We start from the raw sequence: 26,628 nt of genomic DNA on the forward strand, positions 1-26,628 counted from the left end.
CACCCCAAAAATAAATTTAATTCAAAATCGTATTTTAACTGTACTATTTTTAATTAAATTTTTTTAATCTCAACCTATTAAGGATAAAATATGAGTTTTAATACCTTCTCCGACCTATTTTACGAAAATGCTTTCGTACACCGTCATTTGGGCAATGACAAATCCGCCCAAGACAAAATGTTAAAAACCGTTGGGGCAAATAGCCTTGATGAGTTTGTGGACTCTGTCGTGCCACAGTCGGTGCGTCTAAATAAAGCTCTTGATTTGCCCCTTGCAATGAGCGAGCATAACGCCCTAGCCAAACTCAAATCAATGGCGGACAAAATCACCGTTGCCAAAAGCTATATCGGTCAAGGCTACTCGCCTGCTCGTCTGCCTGCCGTTATCCAAAGAAATGTCCTAGAAAATCCCGGCTGGTACACCGCCTACACGCCTTATCAAGCCGAGATTGCCCAAGGGCGTTTGGAAGCTTTGTTAAACTTCCAACAAGTGTGCATTGACTTAACAGGAATGGACTTAGCAGGGGCAAGCCTACTTGATGAAGGCACGGCGGCGGCTGAGGCAATGGCAATGGCACAAAGATGTAGCAAATCCAAATCCAACGCCTTTTTTGTGGATAGCCGTACTTATCCGCAGACCCTAGATGTCATCAACACTCGTGCCAAATATTTTGGCTTTGAGGTGGTGGTGGGCGATTTTGAGACCGCCAAAAATGGCGAGTTTTTTGGGGCGTATTTTCAATATGTCGGCAAAGACGGTGATGTCGTGGATTTGACCGATGTCATTGGTGCGGTCAAAGCCAAAAACACTTACGCCATTGTCGCAAGCGACATTATGAGCCTTGTGCTATTAAAATCCCCTGCCGAAATGGGAGCGGACATTGCCTTAGGTAGCACGCAAAGATTCGGCATTCCAATGGGCTTTGGGGGTCCGCACGCGGCTTATTTTGCCTTTAAAGACAAAGACAAACGAAGTGCCCCCGGACGCATCATTGGCGTATCCAAAGACGCACAAGGTGGCACGGCTCTTAGAATGGCATTGCAAACCCGTGAACAGCACATTCGCCGTGAAAAAGCCAATTCCAACATTTGCACAAGCCAAGTCCTACTTGCCAACCTAGCAGGTATGTATGCCGTCTATCACGGGGCGACAGGCTTAAAACGCATTGCCAGCCGTATTCACGCTTTGGCGGTGGCTTTTTATAATGCCGTTAAAGGCGAATTTACTACGGCTTCCGATGTGTTTTTTGACACCGTAACCGTCAAAACCGACAAGGCAAGCGAACTTGTCAAACTTGCAAAATCAAAAGGTTATAATCTGTTCCACAAAGGCGATTTGGTGGGCGTATCCTTCCACGAATTAACCGATGAGAAAGAATTTAATGAGCTGTGCGAAATTTTTGGTGTCAGTGGCAACCTTGACAAAGTGGAAAATGTCTTGGGCGAGCTAAACCGTACGGACGACATTTTGACGCACCCAACCTTTAACAGCTACCACACCGAACATCAAATGCTCCGTTATCTAAAATCGCTAGAAGACAAAGATTTGGCGATGAACCGCTCAATGATTTCGCTCGGTTCTTGCACAATGAAGCTCAACGCCACCAGTGAGATGCTCCCCATTACTTGGAATGAGTTTGCAAATGTACACCCCTTCGCCCCAAGTGAAGACACTAAAGGCTATATCCAGATGATTGAGAGCCTACAAGAGCAGTTAAAGGCAATCACAGGCTTTGATGAAATCTCTATGCAACCAAACTCTGGGGCAAGCGGTGAATACGCAGGACTTCTTGCCATTCGCCGTTATCACGAAAGCCGAAATGATAATGACCGCACGGTCTGCCTAATCCCTCGTTCAGCACACGGCACCAACCCTGCCACCGCTCAAATGATGGGAATGCAAGTGGTGGTTGTGGCAACCGATGACAATGGTAATGTGGACTTTAATGATTTGACCGCCAAATGTGAAGAGCATTCTGCCAATCTTGGGGCATTGATGATTACTTATCCTTCTACGCACGGGGTGTTTGAAGAAGGTATCCGTGACATTTGCGAGCTTATCCACAAACACGGTGGACAAGTGTATATGGATGGTGCGAATATGAACGCCCAAGTCGCCATTATGCAACCTGCCGAAGTCGGTGCCGATGTTCTGCATATGAACCTGCACAAGACTTTCTGTATTCCACACGGCGGTGGCGGGCCGGGTATGGGCCCAATTGGTCTAAAATCGCACCTTGCTCCGTTTATCCCAAGCCATAGCGTCAATCCTGTGTTTAACGCCCAAGACGGTCAAACGGCGGTGTCTGCTGCTCCGTATGGCTCGGCAAGCATTTTGCCAATTTCGTGGATGTACATCACGATGATGGGGCGTGATGGCTTGTTGTCGGCAACCAAACGAGCATTATTGAACGCCAACTATGTCGCCACAATGCTAAAAGACGACTATCCTGTGCTTTATACAGGCAAAAACGGACGGGTGGCTCACGAGTGTATCATTGACATTCGCCCACTAAAAGCCGAGACGGGCATTACCGAGACCGACATTGCCAAACGCTTGATGGACTATGGTTTCCACGCTCCGACAATGAGTTTCCCTGTCGCTGGTACGCTGATGATTGAGCCAACAGAAAGCGAGAGCAAAGACGAGCTGGACCGCTTTATCTCTGCCCTAAAACAAATCAAGCAAGAAGCGTTAAAGGTGCAAGCAGGGGCGGACGGTTGGACAGCGGACAATAACCCACTGGTTAATGCTCCACACACCCAAGCCGTCATCGTGGGCGAGTGGGACAGACCGTATAACCGTGAAGTGGGGGCGTTCCCCCTACCCTATGTCAAGGCTCATAAGTTCTGGCCTTCGGTAGGACGAGTGGACGATGTCTACGGCGATAAGAATTTGATTTGTTCTTGTCCTAGTATTGATAATTATGAATAATCTTTTGGGTTGTTTGTAGTTTAAAATAAGTTTGCAATAAAATACCGTCAGTCTTTGAGATTGGCGGTGTTTTTTAAATATAAGTGCGTTAATAAATAAGGATAATTTTTAATGGCAACCAAAAAAGAAATCAATCAAACCGCCAAACTTTGGCTAGAATATTATCCTACTTTGACACAATGGGGACAATTTTTGATAAAGCGATATGATTGTTTGATTGTAGGTATTTGCATAGATAAAACAAGGGATAAAACAGAATATTGTCCCACTTTTTTTATTCATAATCTTTTTACTAATTTTGATTGTTTAACTTTTGCACATTGCACATATTCTATTAAAGTTAGCAATGTACCCAATGATTACAAATATTGTGCTGATATTACCACCGCCAATCAATATTTATCAGATAATACACTCGTATTAACACACATCAATGAACGATTTACCTTTGATGATTATATGGCTCATATTATTCACACATTCAATAATGAAAAGCAACCATATAGAAAAAATCTAGTATCACATACCTACTTTGATATTTTAACCGTCAGCAGTTATCTTGGCTGTGGTGAGTATTATTTTTCCCATATTGAAAAAATGAAAGCCAATATGCATTTGGATAAGTTTTCAATAGATATTGACGATTGGGAAAAAGAGATTTTTAATACAATCAATGAAAATATGGAAGAAATTATTCAAAAAAGAATGATTGAAATTGGCTTACCGCCCGAATTAGAAAACCATAAACTTGTCTATCACAATGATAAAATTGAATTTATTGATAAAATCAAAAGTTTGACGGCTTTGTATTGAGTTTTGGGGTAATTGAGTTTATAATTTTTAAGGTTTTTTAATTAAGAGGTATTAATGAAAACCAACACGCTACTTGCCATTATCATTGTGTTATTAACCATTTTAATTGGTTTATTATTTGGCTCTGGCCCAAAAAGTATGCTACACCCACCCATAGTTGATATAATGATGAACAAACTGTCTGTGGCAGTGTTTACAAAAATAGTTCTGCTTGCCATAGCTTTTTATGCCATTTTTCTTTATACTAACCGATAGGCAACTTGGGCAAGTAATGGTAATTTGTGTCTTCATAACCGTAAATTACCAACTTTTGTTCAAGTTGTCTTTTTAGTTTTTGTTACAGCATACTTTTTGGACGAGTGTCAAAAAATTAAAGACTTCCTATAAAGTATTGACAATATTTTTCAATTGTATTGATTTGTTATAAAATTTTTGCTATTATGAGAAAGTTTGTATATCTTAGGAGATTATTATGGCCATGATTTTGTTAATCTTACTGATAATTGTTGCCATTGCAGTTCTTTGGTTCTGGGTAAAATCCCTTATCATCATGAAAGATAATACGCTATTTTTGGCGTTGGGCATCTTTTTCTCGCCCATTCCACAAATCATCTATTTCTTTACCAAACGTGATGAGATGGACGATAGCGACATTGGCACCATGAAAAAATACTTCATGGCAATGGGTGCTTATACCATCTTGATTATCGCTTATGTAGCTATTCTAACTTCATAAGCACCTGCTGCTGCCTACTAAGGTGCTGGTCATCAGAATATTGCAAATCCGATTATTATCAATCCACTCTTTTGGGTGGATTTTTTAAACCCCAAAAAACAAGGAAAAACATGAAAACCAATACATTGCTTGCCATTATCATTGTGCTTTTAATGATTTTAATTGGTTTATTATTTTATATGTTTAGCGGTCAAGCCGAAAAACGAGCCATTAACCACATCGAACAAGAGCTGAGTATTAAAAATGATGAAAAAATGGCACAGCTTAAACAAATCGCCTTTGATAATGAGAGCATACAGCTTGCCCAGTCCGCCATCAGCCATTTAAAAATGGAAATGCAAGTTCATCTAATAGACAGGGGGCAACTACCCACATCGCTTGCCGAGCTTAATTTGCCATCCAACTGGACACCCAGCAGTAAAATCAAGTCGGTTACATTGGATAATCACTCAGTCGTTACCATTAAAATTGACAATGCCATCAGTAAAGGCACGCTGATTTATACGCCCACCATTCATCAAGACAGCTACATTGATTGGCAATGCACCACACCTGATATTAAAGACATTGAGCGACATTTGCCAACATGTTCTTATACAGGCACGCCCTAAACTTGCCACATGAAAAATCCGCCTATCTTTATCATCATTTGGCATAGTTAAATTGTGGCAAAATTCTATAAGATATGGCTACTTTTATCAACGTAGCCAACAGGAACTTAGCCATGACCGACCTATCCACCCTATCTGCCCAAAACGAGCAAGCGTTTAGCACGGACGACATTTATACCGACCTTGTGCCACCGCACGGCAGTCCCACCCTAAAACCCCTTGTATTGACAGGCGATGAGCTTGCCAATGCCCTACAAACTGCCGAAAATTTACCCAAAATCACGCTATCTAGCCGTGAGCGTGGCGACCTTATCATGCTGGGTATTGGCGGATTTACACCCCTTGACGGCTTTATGGGGCAAGCCGATTATGAAGGCGTGATAGCGAGCATGACGCTCGCCCAAGGCGGAGTGGACGGCACTTATCGGGGCGTATTTTTCCCCATTCCCATTACCTTATCAACCGACACCGCCACCGCAAACACCCTAAGCGTAGGCGACAGCGTGGCTCTTGTGGACGACACGAATGCACTCATGGGCGTGCTTACCATCAGCGACATTTACACCCCCAACAAAACTGCCGAATGCCAGTCCACCTTTGGCACAACCGACCCAGACCATGTGGGCGTGGCACAGGTGCTGGGTAGTGGCGATGTGTATTTAGGGGGCAAAGTGGCGGTATTTAGCCAAGGCGAATTTCCCACCGAGTATCCTGAGATTTACAAAACCCCTGCCCAGACTCGGGCAATGTTTAAGCAAAAAGGCTGGAAAACCGTCTCTGCCTTTCAAACTCGCAACCCCATGCACCGCTCGCATGAATACCTTGCCAAAATCGCCATAGAAATCTGCGACGGCGTACTCGTGCATTCGCTCTTAGGCAAGCTAAAAGCAGGCGACATTCCTGCCGATGTCCGCCAAGAAGCCATTGGCGTACTGATTGACAACTATTTTAAAAAAGACACCGTCATTCAGGCAGGCTACCCCCTAGATATGCGATATGCCGGCCCCAAAGAAGCCCTGCTTCATGCCCTATTTCGCCAAAATTATGGGTGCAGTCATCTCATCATAGGGCGAGACCATGCAGGCGTGGGCGATTATTATGGGGCGTTTGATGCTCAAAAGATTTTTGACACCATTGACAAAGACGCACTTATTACCAAACCCTTAAAAATTGACTGGACGTTTTATTGTCATGGCTGTGGCGGTATGGCAAGCACCAAAACCTGTCCGCACGACTCGTCTCAGCACGTCAAAATCTCAGGCACGGCATTAAGAACCGCCCTATCAAATGGCGATGACGTGCCTGAAACATTTAGCCGACCTGAGGTACTGGCGGTGTTAAAACGGTATTATCAAGGGGTGTGATTTTTATTTTTAAACTGCAGGGGGCAATTTATTTGCCCCTTTTTTGCTAAAATTAACATTGACAATTTTCCAAAATTTAACCCCCATTTTCCCCGCCATAAATTCCCAAACTGAATAACGATTTCCCATTTTTACCCTAATCATTTTAAGCATTGTATTTTACAATAACTCATCTTTTTAACTTGGACTAACATTGGACTATCTCATGAAAACTGCCCTATTACCCCTAAGCCTTACCTTATCTGCTCTTGTCTTAACCGCTTGTGGCAACAACCAAACCAGCAATAATGCCAACACCCAAACCGACAACAAAGCCACAACAAACAACGCAAGCGGTCAAGTGGAGCTGTTAAACGTGTCCTATGACGTGGCACGGGATTTTTATAAGGATTATAATCCCATTTTTATCAAGCATTATCAAGGCGTTAATCCTGATATTAAGGTCAATATCAAGCAGTCGCATGGCGGGTCAAGCAAGCAAGCCCTATCGGTCAAAAATGGACTAGAAGCGGACGTGGTTACAATGAACCAAGGCTCGGACGTGGAACTACTTGCCGAGGGTCAGCTTGTGGACAGCAAATGGCGACAAAATCTGCCTAATAACGCCATTCCTTTTACCAGCACGATTGTCTTTATCGTGCGAGACGGCAACCCTAAAGGTATAAAAGACTGGGCGGATTTGGCAACAGACGGCAAAGAGATTATCATCGCCAACCCAAAAACATCGGGCAACGGTCGCTATGCATTTTTGGGGGCGTACGGCTACGGGCTACACACCTTTAATAAGGACGAAGCCAAAACGCATGAATTTGTCAAGGGCTTACTGGGTAACGTTAAAGTCTTTGAAAATGGCGGACGGGCGGCGACCACGACATTCGCCCAACGTCAGATTGGCGACGTGCTGATTACTTTTGAAAATGAAGCCAACGTCATCAAAGAAAAATTTGGTAATATCCAAATCATCTACCCAAGCTACACCGTGAGTGCCGAAAACCCTGTGGCGGTGGTGGACACAGTTACTGCCAAAAAAGGCACGACAGACGTGGCAAAAGCCTACCTAGAACACTTATACAGCGATGAAGGGCAAGAGCTTGCAGTCAAGTATTTCTTACGTCCAAGCAACCCTGAAATCCTAGCCAAATACCAAGACAAATTCCCAGCCATGCAAACCTTCTTCCCAAATGATGTGTTTGGCGACTGGAAATCCATCATGGAAACCTACTTCAAAGAAGGCAGTGTTTATGACACATTGGCGGTCGGGGCGACAGGGCAAGTGGCGCAGTAAAGTATTTGGCATGAATTGGTATCAATTATAAAAAAAGGGGGGTATACTCCCCCTTTTTTATTTATCTTGGTTTTTGTCATGCTGTTTTTGGCGGTATTTGACTTGCCAAAATATCATTCAAATTCACTTCAAGCCACTCCACCAAATCCGCCACTTTGTCGCTTGCTTGTTTACCCCAGTCGGTCAAGGTATATTCCACATGGGGCGGAACGGTATCAAAGGATTTGCGAATGAGCATACCGTCTAATTCTAGCTGTTTTAGGGTTTCGGACAACATACGCTCGGATACACCTTCTATCTCACGGCGTATCTCGCTAAATCGTTTAGTGCCTGATTGTAACACAACCAGTACCAAAATCCCCCAACGGCTCGTTAGGTGGTTTAAAATCGCTCGGCTTGGGCAGTCTTTGGACAATACTCGCCCTTTGTCAAAGGTCATCATTTTATTTTTACCTTAAAAATCAAATAGTTAAAAATTAGTTTTATACTTACTTTTTTGTAAGTACTTCCAATCTTAAATTAGAGACGTATAATACACCACATCAACTTAAAAATCAATGTTTAACTTTTTGGAGTTTTTATGAAAAAATTTGCTGTTATTGGTGCCACAGGTTTGGTGGGTTCTGCGGTGGTCAAAGAGCTTGCCGAGCGTGGGCATAATGTTACTGCGTTCGCTCGTAATGTGGATAAAGTCTATCAAGCCCACAACGTGCAAGCGGTGGCGGTGGACGTGAACAGTCCTGAGTTTGCTGATAAATTGACAGGCTTTGATGCGGTGGTCAATGCCTTTAATGCAGGTTGGGAAAATCCCAATATTGTCAATGACTTACAAACAGGTCATGCCAATATCCTATCCGCCGTCAAGCGTGCCGATGTACCTTATATGCTGGTGGTGGGCGGTGCAGGTAGTCTAAATGTCGCCCCAAACCTGCAACTGGTGGACACGCCTGATTTTCCTGCTGATGTCTATCCTGCGGCAAATGTGGTGCGTGAACTTTTAAATGAACTTCGCACTCGCACCGATGTGAATTGGGCGTTTTTGTCGCCTGCGATGATGTTTGCCATCAACCCTGTTTCTTTTGAAAAAACAGGCACTTACCGTATCGGTGGCGATGATGTGCTGTTTAATGCGGACGGCACGCCTGCCGACATTAGCGTGGCGGATTTGGCGGTGGCGATTGCCGATGATATTGAGCAAAAAGCCCATCTGCATAAGCGATTTACGGTGGCGAATTAACAAAAAGACTGGTTTGATGTCAAACCGGTCTTTTTATATTTACTTGGGTTAATTTCTCAAATTGCTTTCATCTAAATAAAAATCATCAATCCCCAATTTCTCCATAATAACAGGCAATATTTGATGAATCATACGCATACCAACCAATAATTCATTCATATAAATATCAGGGTGTAGGTTATGTTCGCTAGCTCCAAAACTTTCCGCTTCTGCCTTATAACTCAATTCACCCGATGTACAAGAAATAAAATCCATAAGCTCCGCCTTTAAAGGTATATTTGCTTGAAATGCTTTTAATTTAATGATATTTATCCACTCTTTATACAACTCAATAATCTCATATCTAAAATTCTTAAAATTTGGGGCAATTTCATCACAAATATCCAATTTTGCCATGGCTAATGATAAAAGTTCAGATTCAAATTGGCATAAAATATCTTGCATATCATAATCAAATTCAAAACAATCACTCAAATATGCCACATAAGCACAATAAAACCCATGTACATCATTAAAAGCTGTAATGATTTCTGTTAAAAATTCAACAAAGGGATTGTAAAATATCTCTTCAGATTCTTCGTCATCAGCTTCATCAACTGTTAAAGTTGTGGGTATTTCTTTTGGTAGAATATACCCAATTTTATTTAAATTATCAAATAACCCAAAAATCACAATATCTAATTCGTCTCGTAATGAAAAATTAACATAACCTGTCTCTTCTTCGGCAAGATAAGGTATCCATTCTGTTAAAAAGGCATACCATGCCTGTGCTTGCTTGACTGTGCCGATTTGCAAAATAAAACTGGCGGACATTTTGCCGATATTGAGCAAATCAGAGATTTTTTGTTCCATGTCCATTGCCATGTATTCGCCTTTTTTCCATTTGGAAATTTGTGTGGGAGATACAGACAGTTTGCTTGCTAGGTCTTTTTGTGAGCAATTTAGCTCTTTTAACGCCAATTGAATCAATGATGAACTAGACATACCATTACCTTAATTTAGTAAATTAAAAATTAAATTTAGTAAATTATAGCAAGAAAGTTTAACTCATGCAACAGCTTTTAACAACCAATCAATATGCAAAATCCCAAAACCGAAAATTCATATTCCTTTTTGTCAGTATCATAATTTTGCCAATCTTTTAAAATAAGCCTACCATTTTTACACACAAGATACCATGACAATCAACACCACACCGACCACACAAGTCACCCCCGTCCGCAACAAGCAAAGACGCATCATGCCGTTTTTTGGGCTAAGTCTGGGCGTGAGCGTGTTTGCGTTGTCGCTACTGGTTGTTTTGCCGTTTGTCATGATGATTTTGACCACGCTTGGCATGGGGTTTGGCGAGATTGTCAGCACCATAAAAGAGCCACAGGTTTTTTATGCCATTAAATTATCCCTATCCATGGCGATTTTGGCGACCTTGACCAACCTAGTCTTTGGCACGCTCATCGCTTGGGTGCTGGTGCGGTATGACTTTTGGGGCAAGTCGTTCATCAACGCCCTTGTGGATTTGCCCTTTGCCCTGCCGACTGCGGTTACAGGCATTTCACTTGCCACGCTCTACGCCCCCACAGGGTTGTTCGGACAAGTGTTCGCCAAACTTGGTATGGCTACCACAGGCGAGCCGATTCGCATTGCCTTTACGCCCATTGGTATTTGGCTGGCTTTGGTGGTGGTGTCGTTTCCTTTTATCGTGCGAGCGGTGCAACCTGTGCTGGCGGAGTTGTCGGTAGAGTTTGAAGAAGCGTCTGCCGTCATGGGGGCGAGCCGTTTGACGACTTTTATCAAGGTCATCCTGCCCGAGATTGCCCCTGCCATGCTCATCGGTTCAGGCATGATGTTTGCCCGTGCCACAGGCGAGTATGGGTCGGTGATTTTTATCGCAGGCAACATTCCCATGCAGTCAGAAATCCTACCGCTTATCATCGTCTCAAAATTGGAGCAATTTGACGTGGCGGGAGCGTCTTGCGTGGTGTTGTTTATGCTCCTTGTATCACTTGTCGTGTTATTTTTGATTAACTTTGCTCAATGGAAATTATCATCACGACTTGGGGCAAAAACGAATTAAACAAAAGCCAAATGAAAAATAAATTTATTTTTAAAATAAGGGCAAATTTTTAATGATAAATTTGATATATATGGTCGATTAACCCCAATTTGCACCAATACTAAATTTTAAAAAAAAATTCATTTGTCGCATGGTAAGGTGCGTACCACGCACCTTTTAAATGAAAAATCTGATTGGTGCGTAATATGCACCTTACTGTCATTGGTGTATTTTGAAGTTAATTGATTATAAAATAGATTTAAAAATGATAAAATTGCAATTATTTCACAAGGGCGAATAAATCGCCCCTACACGTCCAATTTAAAATATGTATTTATTTAATCATAATTGAAAATTGCAAAAAGTAAATTATCATTTTATATTTGCCCAATTTTTAAAACCCATTTAAACCCAAACCCAACACGGAAAAAACATGGCAACCCAATCGACCTACGACTACCAACACCACCCCGCCACCAAAGACCCTACATGGGTCAAATACACGCTCATCGCTTTGGCGGTGTCGTTTATGGCGGTCATGCTCGTTGTACCACTTATTGCCGTGTTTTATGAAGCCCTAAAAGACGGCGTGAGTGCCTATCTGTCCGCCCTTACCGACCCTGACGCTCTGCACGCCATTAAGCTCACCTTAATCACCACCGCCATTGTCCTGCCTATCAATACCGTGATTGGCGTGGCGCTGGCATACCTGATTACTCGGCACAAATTTCAGGGCAAATTTATCATCACCACCTTGCTAGACTTGCCCTTTGCGGTGTCGCCTGTCGTGGCAGGCTTGATGTTTGTGCTACTGTTTGGGGCAAATACGCTCATCGGCTCGTTTTTTGAAAGCCTAGGCATAAAAATCATCTTTGCCACCACAGGCATTGTGCTTGCCACGCTGTTTGTAACCTTTCCCTTTATCGCCCGAGAAATTATTCCGCTCATGCAGTCCATTGGCGATAGCGAAGAAGAGGCGAGTCTCACGCTTGGGGCGAACGGCTGGCAGATGTTTTGGCACGTTACCCTACCCAATATCAAATGGGCGTTGCTCTACGGCATTATCCTAACCAACGCTCAGGCAATGGGCGAGTTTGGGGCGGTGTCGGTCGTGTCGGGGCATATTCGGGGCGAGACCAACACCATGCCCCTGCTCATTGAGATTGCCTATAACGAATATGCCTTTACCACCGCTTTTGCCCTGTCAAGTCTGCTTGCCCTGCTTGCCCTTGTTACCCTTGCGGTGCAAAATGTGATGAGTCGTAAAAAGGTTGGGCGAAGTTGAGTTTTTTAATTTGGTTAAATTGGATTTTTAATTAAAATTTAGGTAAACCAATTACCATTTATCAAATCATTTTTAACTTGCAAAATCAATTCATCATTAACACGGATACCACCATGAGCATAGACATTAAAAACATTCATAAACGCTTTGGCGAATTTACCGCCTTAAATGACGTGAGTTTTTCGGTCAATTCTGGCGAACTTGCCACGCTACTTGGGCCATCAGGCTGTGGCAAAACCACGCTACTTAGGATTATTGCAGGATTGGAGACGGCAGATACAGGGCGGATATTTTTTGATGACACAGATGTAACTGACACCCCTGTCCAAAAACGAGGTATTGGCTTTGTCTTTCAAAACTATGCCCTATTTCGTCATAAAACCGTCGCCCAAAATATCGCTTTTGGCTTAGAGCTACTCCCCAAAAGTGAGCGTCCAACAGGGAATGAAATTGATAAGCGAGTAACAGAACTGCTTGATTTGATTCAACTTCCCCACACCAAAGACCGCTATCCGCATGAGCTATCAGGCGGTCAGCGTCAGCGTGTGGCATTGGCTCGGGCGATTGCCACAAACCCCAAATTATTGCTCCTTGATGAGCCGTTTGGGGCGTTGGACGCCAAAGTTCGTAAAGAGTTACGCACGTCCCTACGCCAAATCCAAAAGGACATCGGCATCACGTCCATCATGGTAACGCACGACCAAGAGGAGGCGGTTGCCGTGTCGGACACCATTGTCATCATGAATCATGGCGTGGTGGAGCAACTGGGCAAGCCTGATGAGCTATTTGCCCGTCCTAATAGTGAATTTGTGGTGGATTTTTTGGGGCTTTAAAATACATTCTATTTAGCTGATTAAATGGTGCGTATTACGCACCCTACCGCCATTTGGTGTGTTTTGATGTTAAATGATGATATAAAAATTACCTTTAAAAACAATATTAGGATTATGTTAAATAAATGAACCATAAAAAAACACGCCCCATTGGACGTGCTTTATCGGCTAATGCCACATTAACCTTTTAACACCGCAAAAATCTGCTCTTTGACCATATCAATGGCTTGGGTGCCGTCAAACTGATGATAAGACGGAGCATTCTCGCCCGACTGAGCCACCGCTTGATAATGACCCACGAGCGTGGCAGTTTGGGTGTGATAGACTGACAGGCGGTCTCTGACGACTTCTTCTTTGTCGTCATCACGCTGTACCAGCTCTTCGCCCGTTACATCATCTTTGCCGTCCACTTTTGGCGGATTGTGAACGATGTGATAAGTGCGACCTGATGGCAAGTGGGCTCTACGACCTGACATACGGCTGACAATCTCATCATCAGGCACGCTAATCTCAATCACATAATCAATGTCCACGCCTGCATTTGCCAACGCTTCGGCTTGGGGAATGGTGCGTGGAAAACCGTCAAAAATACAGCCATTAGCACAGTCAGGTTCGGCTAAGCGGTCTTTGACCAGATTAATGATAAGCTCATCAGAGACCAACTGACCTGCATCCATCACGCTTTTGGCAAGTTTGCCAAGCTCTGTGCCGTTTTTAATGGCAGAGCGAAGCATGTCGCCTGTGGAGATTTGGGGAATGTTAAATTCCTTTGAGATGAACTGAGCTTGTGTGCCTTTGCCTGCCCCTGGGGGGCCTAATAAAATAATACGCATGAGTACGCTCCAATGAACCACGAAATAAAATAACACTATAAACCACATTGCCCTATTGTTCAAGTGGTATTTAACCATTATTTATTATGAAAATAATGGCATTTGCCAAACTTACGGCACGACTTGTGAGATTTCCAAATTGACCGTATTTTGTCCTTTTTGTAATATCACAGGGTTTGCCATCAAGTCGCCTGATTCGCTGACCGCCCCGCCACTGTGGCTGATACGAGCATTGACCGCAAGGCTAACCCCTGCTTCACGCCCTGCCGTCAAGGTACGCTCGGGCATCATCGCGTCCAAATCACTAAGCGACACCGTTACCCCCTGCACCAACTCACGCACCGATAAGCGTTTGACCGCATAAGGAGCACCGCCTGCCACGTCCGAGATAGAGACGAACAGCACGGCATTCTCATCGATTTGGGGGAGCAGACTGCTTGCCACACTCACATGGACATTGACCCCTGCCATCGCTTTGGCTTCTTGGGCGTGAATGGTCGCCATCAGCTCATCTAGGCTTGCCAATGCCGACTGCCTGTCCGCACCACCCTTGCTGGTGATGCTTTCACGCAGTTTGGCAACCCATGCCTTTGCCATCGTAAAGTTATTGGCACGCATCTCGCCCATCGCCATCATCATCATCGCCCCTTCATGCTCTGGGGTGTTTGAGAGTATGCCACGCAGGACATCACGAGCGGTCGCATCTAGCACGCCATTATTGGCAAAAAAGCTGGTCTGAGCATAAGTAATGGCAATCTCATCATTGCTCTGGTCAAGACGATAAGCACGAGCCAAGGCTTCTAGGGCTTGGGGCGTGGCTTCTAGTGCCATGAACAGCTCGGACAGTCGCATCCAGCGGTTGGGGTCATGGGCGTGATGATGAACGTTGGTCTGCATGGCACTGATGAGTGCGGTGCTATCGGCGGTCGCCCACTCGGGGGGCGTGTCTATCTTGCCCGTTAGCAAATCGTCCGCCACTTGTCCCACGCTGTCTTGGGCTTGCCACAGCTTAAACACAGACGTGCGGTCGGCAGTCGTCAGATAAGCAAGCCCTGCCAGCACAGGTATCCACACCATGACAATGGCACGGCTTTTGATACCCACAGGAGCATAGGTCTCGGCATGGGTTTGGGCATCTAGCAGTTGGCGTTTGAGCTCAATCTCGCCTGCTTGAAAGGTTGCTTCGTCTATCCGCCCTGCTTCTTTGTCCGCTTGTAGCTCGGCAATCCGCTCGCCAAACACCGCCACATTGACCGCCATAAGCTGATTATCCACCGCCTTGTGTCCTTTAAGCCACGGATAAATCACCACCAACGCCAATACCACGCACAGCAGTACGGCTAAACTAAAAAACAAGAACAGCGTGGGGGTCATGGCGCATCCTTATCGGTTTGGGTGTGGGAATTTTGGGAATTTTGAGCATTAGAATGTTGGGCTTGCTCTGATTTGGGGCTTTGATGTTTGGCTAAAATCTGAGCAACTCGCTCTTCTTCGGCTTTGGATAAGGCATTGACTTCATCGACCGCCACCGTCCGCCCTTTTTTGGCTTTATAAACCCAGCCTAAGATAAACACCACCAACAAAATGGGCGGAAAAAACCACAAAATCCACGTGGACGGACGTACAGGCGGTTTATAACTGATAAAATCACCATAGCTATCAAACATAAACTGACGAATCTCGGCATCACTCCTGCCGTCCTGTATCATCTGATAGGTTTGGTTTTTTAAATCCACCGCAATCGGAGCGTCCGACCCTGCTAGGTTTTGGTTTTGGCATTTGGGGCAACGTAACTCTTCGATGAGTGCCTTATAACGAGCTTCGTCTTCGGCACTTTTAAATTCATAAATCTCAATCGCCCCAAAACTTGCCGTACTTATCATCAAAGTTCCGACCAACGCCAATACGGATAAGGTGTGTTTTAAACAAAATTTCATCATTGGCACGCCTGTGTTCTTTGGGTTTCATCCGCTTGGGGATTGGCTAGGGCGTCCATACATGGCTTGATACTTGCCGTCCAGTTGCCTTCGTGTATCTCGCCTGTGATGTGCTTATAGACCACGCCATTGCCGTCCACCACGAACGTCTCGGGGGCTCCTGTCAGTCCTAGACTTAGCCCATATCTACCGTCCAAATCCTGCACCGAGTACAAAAATGGGTCTTTGTATTGGTTCAAATACCCCAACGCATCGGCAAGCTCATCTTTGTAGTTCATGCCCACCATTGGCACGCCTTGGGCGTGTAGCTCCATTAAAAAGGGGTGTTCCACCTTACAAGTCGGACACCATGACCCCCACACGTTCATTAAAAATGGCGTTTTTGGCAAATTGTCATTGGTCATTATCCGATTAGGGTCTGACAATAAGGGCAGGCTAAACGCTGGCAAGGGCTTATTCATGCTTGTAGTAACCACGATGTCTGTTGGCTTACCCAAACGGTTAAAAAACATCACCATGAGCAAGGCAAAGATGATAAAGGGAATCAAAAAAATCATCATGCGTTTTTGAGTGCGGTTCATGGTGTTATCTCCCCTGCATTGTCATTGGCTTTTGTGGTTTGGCTGTCTTTGTTGTTATCTTTGCTAATGCTTTCATCATCTTTGACAACTTTTTCACCATCTTTGATAACCTTTTTGATAACCTTGCCATTATCTTTGCTGTTATTTTTGCCATTGTCTTGATTAACCGTTGTTGGGCTTGGCTTGCTCTTTGCCAAATCCGCCTTGACTTTTTTCATGCGATAGCGTTTATCAAGCATGGCAATAAACCCACCCAACGCCATGATGATAGAGCCAAGCCACAGCCAACGCACCATGGGCTTGACGTGCACACGCACCGCCCAAGTGTTGTTATCCACCTTACCGTCTTTGACAATCGGCTCGCCTAGGGCGACATACAGCTCATTAAACAGGCTCGCTCGCAGTCCCACTTCGGTCATCGGCATCATCGAGACGACATAGTTTCGCTTTTCAGGATAGAGCGTGGTGATGAGCCTGCCGTCTGCTTTGACTTGTATGGTCGCCCGTGTGGCATCGTAGTTGGAGCCTTGCACTAGGTCAAAATCTTGTAGATAAAAATCATAACCCTGCACATGCGTGCTATCACCCACCGTCATCGCCACGTCTTTTTCTAGGCTTAACGCACTCACGCCTGCCACGCCCAGTGCCGTAACCAGCACACCGATATGGGCGATTTGCATGCCATAATAGCTTGGGCTAAGTTTACGCAGTCCATTGGTAAACCCCTTAGCATGGCGAGTCTTATCCTTAATATCAAGCCCGATAAACAGTAGCACCCACGCCGACAGGCTTGCCGTGATATAAATGGTATGGTCAAAGGGCGTATTCTCACCCAGTAGGTTTATCATATACCAACCCACCACACTCAGTAGCAAGCTACACACTCCTGTCATCATAAGTACTTTTAACATCGGACGGCTGTCGTATTTATACCGCATGGTCGCCCCCACCCCCATAAAGGCAAGTAACACCCATGATAATGGTACAAACAACGCATTAAAATACGGCGGGCCCACCGAGACTTGACCGAGTTTAAAGGCATCAGCGATAATCGGATATAGCGTGCCTAGCAGTACTACCAGTGTCGCCACTAGCAGAATGATGTTATTAATAACCAGTATGGTCTCACGAGATTTTAACTGATAAAAACTCTCCACGGTCAAACGCCAACCACGCAGAGCGAACATCAATAAGCCCCCGCCAATGACCACCCCCAAAATCGCCAAAATCGCCATGCCACGGGTCGGGTCAGCAGCGAACGAATGCACAGACGTAATCACGCCCGAACGCACCAAAAACGTCCCCAAGAGCGACAGAGCAAAACCAAAAATGGCAAGCATAATCGTCCACGCCTTAAATACGCCACGTTTTTCGGTAACGGCAAGCGAGTGTATGAGAGCAGTACTGGCAAGCCACGGCATCAAGGACGCATTCTCCACAGGGTCCCAAAACCACCAACCACCCCAACCGAGCTCATAATACGCCCACCACGACCCAATGGCAATCCCTAAGGTCAAAAACACCCACGCCGCCACCGTCCACGGACGAGACCACCGTGTCCACACCGCATCAAGCCGACCCGCCCACAGGCTCGCCATACAAAAGGCAAACGGCACGGCAAGCCCCACATAACCCATGTATAGCATGGGCGGATGAAAAATAAGTCCGGGGTCTTGGAGTAGTGGGTTCAAATCCGCCCCGTCCACAGGTAGATTTGGCAGTGTCCGCACAAAGGGATTTGAGGTAAAGGTCAGCATGGCAAGCATCATCACTTGCACCCCACCAAGCACCGACAGCACTCTGGCTCGCATGTCCAGCGGTAGCCCACGGCTACACACCGCCACGAGCATACACCACGTTGATAGTATCGTCAGCCACAGCAGTAGCGAGCCTTCATGTCCGCCCCATGTCGCTGATAACTTATAGTACCACGGGAGTAGGCTGTTAGAATGACCTGCCACATACACCAAACTAAAATCGTTGTACAAAAACCCTGCCATGAGTGCCACAAAGGACACCAGCATCGCCAAAAACCCTGCCACGGCAAGGCTTGGGGCAAGGCGTTGCCAAGCGGTCTGACGTTTTATCACGCCCAGTGCAGGCAGGACGGTTTGTAGTATCGCAAGCACCAACGCAAGCAGTAAGGCAAAATACCCCAGTTCGGTGATTAGCATAAAGACATTCTCATCAAGTTAGCGACGGCTATTTGGGTTTTGTTTTTATTAATTTTTAAAAATAAAATTGATAAAAATTTGTTTAAAAATGAATTTTAAAATAAATCATCATATTAATGATGTTTAAAATTTATAAGATAATTTTTTAAAAAATAAATTCAAACATTTGAATTTTATAAATAGATAACTGGCAGAGTGCATGCCATGCACCATGGTATTGTTAAATAAAGATAGATTTTAAGGTTTTCCGTTCGGACTGAGCTTGTCGAAGTCTAGGAAAACCGTTATGGTTCGACAAGCTCACCACGAACGGCTTTCTAGAAAAGTATACTCAATTAACAATACCTGCACCATTAATGCCATAACCATCAAGTGTGGCAATAATTTATTTTAAATTTAAAATAAGTATTCAAGCCACTCAAAAAAACACCGCAATCAAATGTAGCCACCCTGCCAACAGCCCCGTTATCGCCCCCAAAATCACAAGTGTCATCTCATCTTCTTTAAAGGCAGGTCTTAGCAGGTTTTGAAATTCATGGGGCGAGAGTTCTCGAATGCGAGATTCAAACAGCCCAAAGATTTTGCTTGCCCGAGATGTGTTAAGTTTGGGGTCTCTAATGGGTATCATCGTTGCATCAATGGATTTGTCAATAATGGTGTCTTTAAAGGCACTTAGCTCTTTGTTGTCCATACCCACTTTTAAAATCGATTTGACCACAGGCGACTCTAACAGCTCATACAAGTGCGATTTCATGAGTTCACGGGTTTTTGCCGAGCGAGTGCCGTACATCATCTCGCTCATGATGTTCTCTAAGGTAACCAGCTCATTTACGACAATCTCAGCAAACACGCTGGACACTTCATCTTGGCGTTTCATAAAACCGCCCTGCCAGTCATAAACATGAAAATGGGGCAACATGGGCTTAACCCGACCATTGTCATAGCGGAACAGACGGATAAAGGGGACTTTTTTGGGCTCGACAGGGTTAAATACCATCCAAATGGCAATCCAGTTGGTTAATGCTCCCCAAATCGCCGCAAAAAACGGCACTGTCCAATGCTGTGGCACAAAATAAAAAATCCCCATCTGAATAATCCCAAAACCAAAGCCAATCACGGCACTGATTTTCCAGATGAAGTTAATCTCTTTTTTACCCACTCGCAAAAACATGTCTACCATGAGTTTACGGTCGCTCTCCATGCGTTTAACAATCATCGCCCGCATGTCCACCAGCTCCTCGACATTGGCGGTCAGGTCAATGACTAAGGACTTCATCACCGCTGGCATCTCACTGTGAGCATGAGCATAAATCCGCCGTCTGATGGCATAGGGCGTGTGCGTCCACAGAGCGTAGTAGCGTTCGAGCATAATCTCATCAATGAGACTCTCTAAATTCTTATCCACCGTCTCGGTGATGAACTGTGCCATCTCCTCAGGCTCCATCGCCTGCAAAAACTCATCGATGTTACCAAGTTTGGATAACGTTTGGTCAACGATGACCCCTGAGATTTTGCCTGCTTTGGCAGGGACAATGCCTTGCCAGCCTAAACCCTGCAAGCCCCACGGCATACCACGCACACGAATACCCCAAAACTTAATGGGGTGAAATAACATCTCTAACGCCATCCACACATGAGCCCACGTTACAAAAGCCGTAACGGGCGGAATGGTAAGCATGGCGATAAATTCGGGGTGTTCAGCTAGGGCTTGCCAGATGGAATTGAACATAAATCATCACTTGTTGGGGGTTTGGCAATGGGCTAGGCGATTGGCTAATTGACAAAATCAAAATTTAACAAAAAAACAAAAGGATAAAAATAAAACGGCTAATTCTACCACAGTTTTGTCTATTTTGCCAAAATCAATCCTTTAAATATTTGCCTAGCCGTTGCCTTGGATAAATATTTAAAAACGGTAAATATCATGTTTGCCGTTCTTATTTTATCCACAGGGTGGTCATCATGTCATGAGCGTGAAACATGATTGTCATATTGAAAGATTTGGCAAAAATTTATGATGTAAGTTATTGATTTTAAATAGAAAAAATTTGATAAAAAACTGTATAAATTTTATCCAATCAACTGCCGTTGCCGATTAATCATGGCGTAACGCCCTAAATTTTAAAGTTATCCACAGGCTTATCCACAGATTTTGGGGAAAAGTAGGGAAAAGATGGAGAGATGGTAGGAAATTTTTAAAAATATAATAAAAATCAGAAGGTTGTGATGATGTTTTTGGATGCAAAACAATTGTTTTGATTTTAAATGAGATTTGTTCTTGGCGATGTTTCACGGCTTTACGATGGGTTAAAATGATGATGGGTGAAAAGTAGCGAACAAATCACAACAAAACAAACAACAAATAAAAAGCAGGAGTGTGCTACAATAATTTGATAAACATCATCTACTAAACCATTAAAGGAAAAATTATGTCTTACGTCAAACCTGCCAAATCCTTGCTTGTTGGTGTCATCGCCTTGTCCGCCCTGAGTGCTTGTACTGCCACGCCCACGTCCACAAACGGCACGGCACCGACAACCGTCAGCCAAATTCGCCTTGATGACTATCTGGGTAAATGGTATGAAATCGGACGCTTGCCCATGTCATTTCAGGACAAATGCACCCATAACGTCACCGCCACATACAGCCTAAAAGACAACGGCAAAATCAACGTCCTAAACGCCTGTGCCACCAAAGACGGCATGACATCGGTCAATGGCGAAGCGTACGCCACTGATGAGACTAATGCCAAACTGCGAGTGAGCTTTTTGCCCAGTTTTCTAAAAAAATTACCCATCGGCAAAGCCAATTATTGGGTGCTGGCAAGCGACCAAGACACAAGCGGACGCTACACATCCGCCCTAGTCGGTACGCCCAACCATAAATATCTGTGGGTACTGTCTCGCACGCCCACGCTGGACGATGCCACTTATGAGCGGTATCTGGGCATTGCCAAGCAAAACGGCTATGAGCTTAGTAAGTTTACCAAAACGCCACAGAAATAAGATGATTAAAAAAAGAAGGTTTTGTTGGTTTTTAATATACCCAAGAAACTTTAAAACTGCTACAAATGCAATGATGTTTGGGTGTAGGGGCGTGCTGTACACGCTTATAAAACTGATAGCATTAAAAGACGTGCAGAGCCAGTCTCTACAAACCTGTGATAAGTATCAAATTTGTTAGATGTATTCTTTGAGCGTCTTTTTAAACATCTTTATCAAGCACCATTAAGAAACCCCATGCACCACGTTTTTGGACATACATCCCCCGACACGGACGCTTTTGTCTCGGCATTTGCGTTTGCCCATTGGCTAAATACCCAAGGCGTATCAGCACAGGCATACCGTCTGGGCGAGCCGAACCTTGAAACGGCATTTGTGCTTGCCCGTTGGTTTGAGCATTATCCTAATGATGAGTTGCCCGCCAAGCTCCTGCCGTATCTAGACCCGAATCGCCCGACCGACATTGTGGGACAGGGCGATAAAGTGGCATTGACCGACCATAACGAACCTGCCCAGTCCATCAAGGGCTTGACGGAGTTTGATATCCGCTACGTCATCGACCATCATAAGCTCGGACTGACCACGCCCACCCCTGCTTATGTGCGTATCCATCCTGTGGGCTGTACTTGCACCATTTTGTATGAGATGTTTACCCAAAAGGGCGTGGACATCACGGAAAGCATGGCGTGGCTCATGCTCTGTGCCATCATCTCGGATACGCTAAATCTTAGCAGTCCCACGACGACCGATGATGACCGTCTCGTGGTGCAAAAGCTCTGTGAGCTGTGTCAGATGAGCGTGGCGGATAAGGGCGGGCTGGCAGATGAGATGTTTTCTGCCAAAAGTGAGGTCAATCATCTGTCCGCCCGTGATATTTTGCTGATGGATTATAAAAGCTATGAGTTTGGGGCGACGAGGTGGGGCATTGCAGGGATTGAGACGGTTGCCCCCAGTCAGATATTTGCCAGAATCGATGAGCTAACAGCCACCGCCAAACTCATTCAGGCAGAAAAAGGCGTGGATTATCTGATGATTGCGGTGGTGGACATCAAGGAGCAAATGGGCTATGCACTCGCCCATGACCCTGCCCAAAATGTGATTATCTCCAAGGCATTCGGGGTGAACTGTGATGATAAGGTCTTTACCTTGGCAGGCGTGGTCAGCCGTAAAAAGCAAATCGTCCCTGCCTTGGAGCGGTATTATCAGTTGTAGGTTTAAGCGTGTTTGTTCTCGTCTGTCATGGATTGATGTCTGATTTATATGTCTGATAAATAGCCACAAAAAAGACCTGATGTAACTCAGGTCTTTTGTTTTAAACACCTTAACGGTTTTAGCTTGCCTTGGTGCATTCGACAATGACGGTATCATCTAGCGTGGTGATTTTGGCTTTATCGCCGTCAATGGTCAATGCCATGCCCTTGTCGTCGCCAACAATACTGTCATCAGAAGTAAAGCGTCCTTTGGTTTGCACGTCTTGGGCTAGGTCATAAGTGATGTCATCGGTGGTTAGGTGAGCTTCGATTTCACCTTCGTGGTTGTGGACGGCGATGTGGGCGGTTTTGTCGCCACATTGGTATTTGTCGCCATCGGCATGGTGATGGTGATGATGTCCATGCTCGCCATGAGCATGGTCGTGGCTGTGGTCGTGAGCGTGTTCGCCATCTTTGTGTTCGTGGTCATGCTCACCATGAGCATGGTCATGTGTGGCGGTTTGCTGGGTAGTGGTTTCTGCTTTTGGTTCGGCAGGGGTTTCTTCGGCTTTTTGGCAAGCGGTCAGAGTAAGCGTGGCAATAAGACTGACAACAAGTAATTTTCTAGTCATCATGTATCTCCCAATAAAATTGGTATATTATAACCAATTTATCAAAAATTGCAATGGCTTATCTAGCATCATGCAGAGCAATCACACTAAAAAAAATTTTTACATAAATTGATTAAAAATCAAGCAAATTTAGTATTTATAGTTAATTTTATCTAAATATATTTTTAATAAATTATTCAAATTTTAATTGGCTTGGCGAGCTTTTAAATAATTTTGCATCTAAAAATTACCAATTTGTTTAAACCATCATTTTAGTTGCCAAAAAATTAAATATGGTGCGATTACCCTAATGATAAATCATAAAATTGAATACACCTTTGAAAATATGTTATAATTAGGGGTTTTTTGCTATTCTTTTATAACAGTCATGACCTCATCACGTCCTAACGATTCTGACATCAGCACTCGTGTCTTTGTACGCCGAGTGATTGTGGCGTCGTTATTTGTGCTTATTGGCATGATTGGGCTGTTTGCTCGTTATGGATTTTTACAGGTTCATCAGTACGATAAATACCAAACCAACGCTGAGAACAACCGCATCAAACTCATCTCCGACCCGCCATCACGAGGCTACATCTATGACCGCAACGGTGTGTTGCTTGCCGATAACGTACCGGTTTTTTCTGCGGTCATCAGTCCCGATGAGATTGAAGACCCTGCTTACACCCTAAAACTACTTACCCCCATCTTTGGTCTGACCGATGAAGAGATTACGGACATCTTGGCAAGGATAGACAAATCCAAAAACAACCCCATTACCATCAAGATGGATTTGACCGAAGAACAGATTGCTCAGTTTAGCGAGCGAAAGCCCTTTTTTCGAGGGGTGAGCATTCAGACCAAGCTCACCCGTGTCTATCCTCATGACGAGCTATTCGCCCATGTCATCGGTTATGTCGGGCGTATCAACGACAAAGAAGCCAAAAAAATCGCCGAAGACGATCACAAAAAAGCCCTGTACGCTGGCACCGACCTGATTGGCAAAATCGGCATCGAGGCCCAGTACGAAGAAGTCCTGCTTGGCAAACCAGGCTCTCAGTCGGTAGAGACCAATGCTCACGGCGAGATTCTACGACAGCTAGACACCAAACCCCCTGTGGCGGGCAACGATTTGTATCTAAGCCTAGATTATGGACTGCAAATGGCTGCCCAAAAACAACTGGCAGGACGACGTGGGGCGATTGTGGCACTTGACCCCAAAAATGGCGACGTCCTTGCCTTTGTCTCAAACCCCAGCTACGACCCCAACCCCTTTGTCTCTGGCATATCCAGCAAAGAGTATGGCATGCTTCGAGATGACATTGACCAGCCTTTATATAACCGTGCCTTACAAGGACTCTACCCGCCTGCTTCCACCATCAAACCCTTTGAAAGCATGGGTTTTTTGCATTATGGCATCATGGGTTGGAATGACACCATTTTTGACCCTGGTTATTTTAGCTTACCGGGGGACAGTCACCGTTTTCGTGACTGGAAAAAAGGTGGGCACGGCACGGTCAATATGAGCAAATCCATCATCATGAGCGTGGATACCTATTATTATAAAAACGCTCACCGCATGGGCATTGACAAGCTTCATGATTGGATGAGTAGTTTTGGTTTTGGCAAAAAAACAGGCATTGACCTACCCAACGAAAAAGGGGGCATCATGCCATCGCCCAAATGGAAAATGGACACCTACGGCAAAGAATGGCTACCAGGCGAGACCATCTCTGTCTCTATCGGACAAGGAGCATTTTTGGCAAGCCCCCTACAAGTCGCCAATGCCACCGCCATGACCGCCATCAAGGGCAAACACCTCACACCCCACCTGCTCAAACGCTCCGAAGGGCAGGCTCCCGTGACCATCATTGACAAACCTGACGGGGTCATCCCCTTTAATGGCACCGAAGCCGACTGGGACAGAATGCATGCCGCCATGGAAGACACTGTCAAACGGGGTACAGCAAAGAGCATCTACACCACCCGTTATCGCATGGCGGGCAAAACAGGTACAGCACAGGTCAAATCCATCGCCCAAGGCAAAAGCTATAACAAAGCCGCCATCAGCTCCCGTCACTGGGACCATGCATGGTTCTCAGGTTTTGCCCCCGTGGATGACCCCCAAATCGCCATCGCAGTCATCGTCGAGAACGGTGGTGGCGGTGGTAAAGTGGCAGCCCCCATCGGGCGAGCCTTGTTTGATTACTGGATTCTCCAACGTGAGACCAATCCCATCACACCGCCCAGTGATGAAGAACTGGTAAAAATCCGTGCCGCCAAGCGTGAGGCCATCAAAGCCAAAATCGCCAAGGCGGAAGCCGAAAAAGCCAGAGTAAAAGCCGAAGAAGAACACAAAAAGACAGAAAAAAACAGACAAGCTCATCAGCCATGAAAAAACCAACCAAGTCTCATTACAAAACCACCAATCAAGTTCGTATCATCGGCGGACAGTTTAAACGCCGTAGTATCAGCTTTGTAGACGCTGATGGATTAAGACCCACCCCTGACCGTTTGCGTGAGACACTCTTTAACTGGCTCATGGCAGACATTCATGACGCCAAAGTGCTAGACGTCTGTGCAGGCTCGGGCGTGCTAGGCTTTGAAGCATTATCACGGGGGGCATCTCATGTCGTCATGATAGAACCAAACCCCACCCAAGCACGCACCATCAAACACAATGCCGACATCCTAAAACTCACCCACAGCCAGTTATCCATCATCAATGGCACCGCCCAAACCGCCCTACCCACGCTCGGCACGCCTTTTGATATCATCTTTATTGACCCGCCTTATGCCCTTGATATTTGGCATGACATCATCAGTAGTATTATAGAGCATGGACTCTACCACGCTGACACGTTGTGCTACATTGAGAGTGATACCGCCCTAGATGACATCCTCACCCCTTTTTCTGCCAATCTATACAAATCCGTCAAAGTTGGGCAGGTTTATGCAGGGGTGTTTACCCTACCCATTCATTAGAAAATAGCAAGGCATACCCCCATTGAGAGATTAAATAAATTAACCTTTACCAAAACAATTATTACCAAAAAACACTTGATAAAAACATTTACTTTTGGATGGATTTTATTTAAAATGACCCAAATTGTTTATATTAAATAGCATCGTTGCTTTTTTAGTTCTTT

21 protein-coding genes and 4 pseudogenes are annotated in these 26,628 nt (G+C 45.0%); 14 read left to right on the forward strand and 11 right to left on the reverse strand.

Translation table 11 applies throughout. The features are described 5' to 3' along the window. The first annotated feature begins 90 nt into the window (after nucleotides 1–90). On the forward strand, nucleotides 91–2,934 hold the full coding sequence (gene gcvP, locus DX073_RS03685) for an aminomethyl-transferring glycine dehydrogenase (RefSeq protein ID WP_115005653.1): 2,844 nt from the start codon (nucleotides 91–93) through the stop codon (nucleotides 2,932–2,934). A gap of 111 nt (nucleotides 2,935–3,045) precedes the next feature. Further along, entirely contained in the window at nucleotides 3,046–3,747 is a 702-nt protein-coding gene (locus DX073_RS03690) for a hypothetical protein (RefSeq protein WP_115005655.1), read from the forward strand. Nucleotides 3,748–3,900: 153 nt separating this feature from the next. On the opposite strand, the pseudogene DX073_RS03695 reads toward DX073_RS03690, so the two are convergent. Next, nucleotides 3,901–4,038, reverse strand: a pseudogene (locus DX073_RS03695) (transposase-like zinc-binding domain-containing protein); the annotation flags it as partial. A gap of 187 nt (nucleotides 4,039–4,225) precedes the next feature. Between DX073_RS03695 and DX073_RS03700 the strand changes: the two are divergent. The 4 genes from DX073_RS03700 to DX073_RS03715 all read left to right on the forward strand — a co-directional run bounded on the left by DX073_RS03700 (nucleotide 4,226) and on the right by DX073_RS03715 (nucleotide 7,743). Continuing rightward, on the forward strand, nucleotides 4,226–4,483 hold the full coding sequence (locus DX073_RS03700) for a hypothetical protein (RefSeq protein WP_147279676.1): 258 nt from the start codon (nucleotides 4,226–4,228) through the stop codon (nucleotides 4,481–4,483). A 110-nt stretch (nucleotides 4,484–4,593) separates the two neighbouring features. Further along, on the forward strand, nucleotides 4,594–5,094 hold the full coding sequence (locus DX073_RS03705) for a pilin (protein WP_115005662.1): 501 nt from the start codon (nucleotides 4,594–4,596) through the stop codon (nucleotides 5,092–5,094). A 113-nt stretch (nucleotides 5,095–5,207) separates the two neighbouring features. Beyond that, complete coding sequence (gene sat / locus DX073_RS03710; protein WP_115005665.1) at nucleotides 5,208–6,458, forward strand: sulfate adenylyltransferase; 1,251 nt, start codon at nucleotides 5,208–5,210, stop codon at nucleotides 6,456–6,458. Between the two features lie 205 nt (nucleotides 6,459–6,663). Then, nucleotides 6,664–7,743: a sulfate ABC transporter substrate-binding protein gene (locus DX073_RS03715; protein ID WP_115005666.1), complete on the forward strand. Its 1,080-nt coding sequence runs from the start codon at nucleotides 6,664–6,666 to the stop codon at nucleotides 7,741–7,743. Between the two features lie 76 nt (nucleotides 7,744–7,819). Here DX073_RS03715 and DX073_RS03720 read toward each other — a convergent pair whose 3' ends face one another. Continuing rightward, entirely contained in the window at nucleotides 7,820–8,185 is a 366-nt protein-coding gene (locus DX073_RS03720) for a winged helix-turn-helix transcriptional regulator (RefSeq protein ID WP_115005668.1), read from the reverse strand. A 138-nt stretch (nucleotides 8,186–8,323) separates the two neighbouring features. Between DX073_RS03720 and DX073_RS03725 the strand changes: the two genes are divergently transcribed. Further along, nucleotides 8,324–8,980 (forward strand): NAD(P)-dependent oxidoreductase, encoded by a 657-nt coding sequence (locus tag DX073_RS03725; RefSeq protein ID WP_115005670.1) that lies wholly within the window; start codon nucleotides 8,324–8,326, stop codon nucleotides 8,978–8,980. Nucleotides 8,981–9,028: 48 nt separating this feature from the next. On the opposite strand, the gene DX073_RS03730 is transcribed toward DX073_RS03725, so the two are convergent. After that, nucleotides 9,029–9,844, reverse strand: coding sequence for a hypothetical protein (locus DX073_RS03730; RefSeq protein ID WP_258556861.1), 816 nt, complete (start codon nucleotides 9,842–9,844; stop codon nucleotides 9,029–9,031). Between the two features lie 9 nt (nucleotides 9,845–9,853). Continuing rightward, a pseudogene (locus tag DX073_RS15015) lies at nucleotides 9,854–9,964 on the reverse strand (helix-turn-helix domain-containing protein); the annotation flags it as partial. Between the two features lie 193 nt (nucleotides 9,965–10,157). Between DX073_RS15015 and cysT the strand changes: the two are divergent. From cysT to DX073_RS03745, 3 genes and pseudogenes are all read left to right on the forward strand, one after another. After that, nucleotides 10,158–11,054 carry a sulfate ABC transporter permease subunit CysT gene (gene cysT / locus DX073_RS03735; RefSeq protein ID WP_115005674.1) on the forward strand — a complete coding sequence of 299 codons (897 nt, stop codon included), beginning with the start codon at nucleotides 10,158–10,160 and terminating at the stop codon, nucleotides 11,052–11,054. Between the two features lie 412 nt (nucleotides 11,055–11,466). Beyond that, complete coding sequence (gene cysW / locus DX073_RS03740; protein WP_115005676.1) at nucleotides 11,467–12,318, forward strand: sulfate ABC transporter permease subunit CysW; 852 nt, start codon at nucleotides 11,467–11,469, stop codon at nucleotides 12,316–12,318. 113 nt (nucleotides 12,319–12,431) lie between these two features. Beyond that, nucleotides 12,432–13,145, forward strand: a pseudogene (locus tag DX073_RS03745) (sulfate/molybdate ABC transporter ATP-binding protein); the annotation flags it as partial. Nucleotides 13,146–13,330: 185 nt separating this feature from the next. Here the strand turns inward: DX073_RS03745 and adk are convergent. The 6 genes and pseudogenes from adk to DX073_RS03775 all read right to left on the reverse strand — a co-directional run bounded on the left by adk (nucleotide 13,331) and on the right by DX073_RS03775 (nucleotide 20,405). Continuing rightward, complete coding sequence (gene adk, locus DX073_RS03750; RefSeq protein ID WP_115005678.1) at nucleotides 13,331–13,984, reverse strand: adenylate kinase; 654 nt, start codon at nucleotides 13,982–13,984, stop codon at nucleotides 13,331–13,333. 111 nt (nucleotides 13,985–14,095) lie between these two features. Next, nucleotides 14,096–15,358 (reverse strand): c-type cytochrome biogenesis protein CcmI, encoded by a 1,263-nt coding sequence (ccmI, locus tag DX073_RS03755; protein WP_115005680.1) that lies wholly within the window; start codon nucleotides 15,356–15,358, stop codon nucleotides 14,096–14,098. Beyond that, a complete protein-coding gene (locus DX073_RS03760) occupies nucleotides 15,355–15,924 on the reverse strand; it encodes a cytochrome c-type biogenesis protein (RefSeq protein ID WP_258556862.1) in 570 nt (189 codons plus the stop codon). Before DX073_RS03760 ends, ccmI begins: the two co-directional genes overlap by 4 nt. Further along, complete coding sequence (locus tag DX073_RS03765) at nucleotides 15,921–16,502, reverse strand: DsbE family thiol:disulfide interchange protein (protein ID WP_078273566.1); 582 nt, start codon at nucleotides 16,500–16,502, stop codon at nucleotides 15,921–15,923. The genes DX073_RS03760 and DX073_RS03765 overlap by 4 nt, the downstream gene beginning before the upstream one ends. 218 nt (nucleotides 16,503–16,720) lie before the next feature. Next, nucleotides 16,721–18,676 (reverse strand): annotated as a pseudogene (locus DX073_RS03770) (heme lyase CcmF/NrfE family subunit); the annotation flags it as partial. A 418-nt stretch (nucleotides 18,677–19,094) separates the two neighbouring features. Beyond that, nucleotides 19,095–20,405 (reverse strand): DUF445 domain-containing protein, encoded by a 1,311-nt coding sequence (locus DX073_RS03775; protein ID WP_078273569.1) that lies wholly within the window; start codon nucleotides 20,403–20,405, stop codon nucleotides 19,095–19,097. 700 nt (nucleotides 20,406–21,105) lie between these two features. On the opposite strand from DX073_RS03775, the gene DX073_RS03780 reads away from it, so the two are divergent. Both DX073_RS03780 and DX073_RS03785 read left to right on the forward strand, forming a co-directional pair. After that, nucleotides 21,106–21,681, forward strand: a complete 576-nt coding sequence (locus tag DX073_RS03780) for a lipocalin family protein (RefSeq protein ID WP_115005684.1) — start codon at nucleotides 21,106–21,108, stop codon at nucleotides 21,679–21,681. Between the two features lie 234 nt (nucleotides 21,682–21,915). Beyond that, entirely contained in the window at nucleotides 21,916–22,890 is a 975-nt protein-coding gene (locus tag DX073_RS03785) for a manganese-dependent inorganic pyrophosphatase (RefSeq protein WP_115005686.1), read from the forward strand. Between the two features lie 118 nt (nucleotides 22,891–23,008). On the opposite strand, the gene DX073_RS03790 is transcribed toward DX073_RS03785, so the two are convergent. After that, a complete protein-coding gene (locus DX073_RS03790; protein ID WP_258556863.1) occupies nucleotides 23,009–23,503 on the reverse strand; it encodes a hypothetical protein in 495 nt (164 codons plus the stop codon). 364 nt (nucleotides 23,504–23,867) lie between these two features. Between DX073_RS03790 and mrdA the strand changes: the two genes are divergently transcribed. Together mrdA and rsmD are read left to right on the forward strand one after the other, a co-directional pair. After that, nucleotides 23,868–25,874 (forward strand): penicillin-binding protein 2, encoded by a 2,007-nt coding sequence (gene mrdA / locus DX073_RS03795; RefSeq protein WP_115005689.1) that lies wholly within the window; start codon nucleotides 23,868–23,870, stop codon nucleotides 25,872–25,874. Beyond that, complete coding sequence (gene rsmD, locus DX073_RS03800) at nucleotides 25,871–26,464, forward strand: 16S rRNA (guanine(966)-N(2))-methyltransferase RsmD (protein ID WP_115005691.1); 594 nt, start codon at nucleotides 25,871–25,873, stop codon at nucleotides 26,462–26,464. Before mrdA ends, rsmD begins: the two co-directional genes overlap by 4 nt. Nucleotides 26,465–26,628 lie beyond the last annotated feature (164 nt).

The sequence above is a fragment of the Moraxella lacunata genome (assembly GCF_900453205.1).
In the GTDB taxonomy this organism is placed as follows: Bacteria; Pseudomonadota; Gammaproteobacteria; order Pseudomonadales; family Moraxellaceae; genus Moraxella; species Moraxella lacunata_B.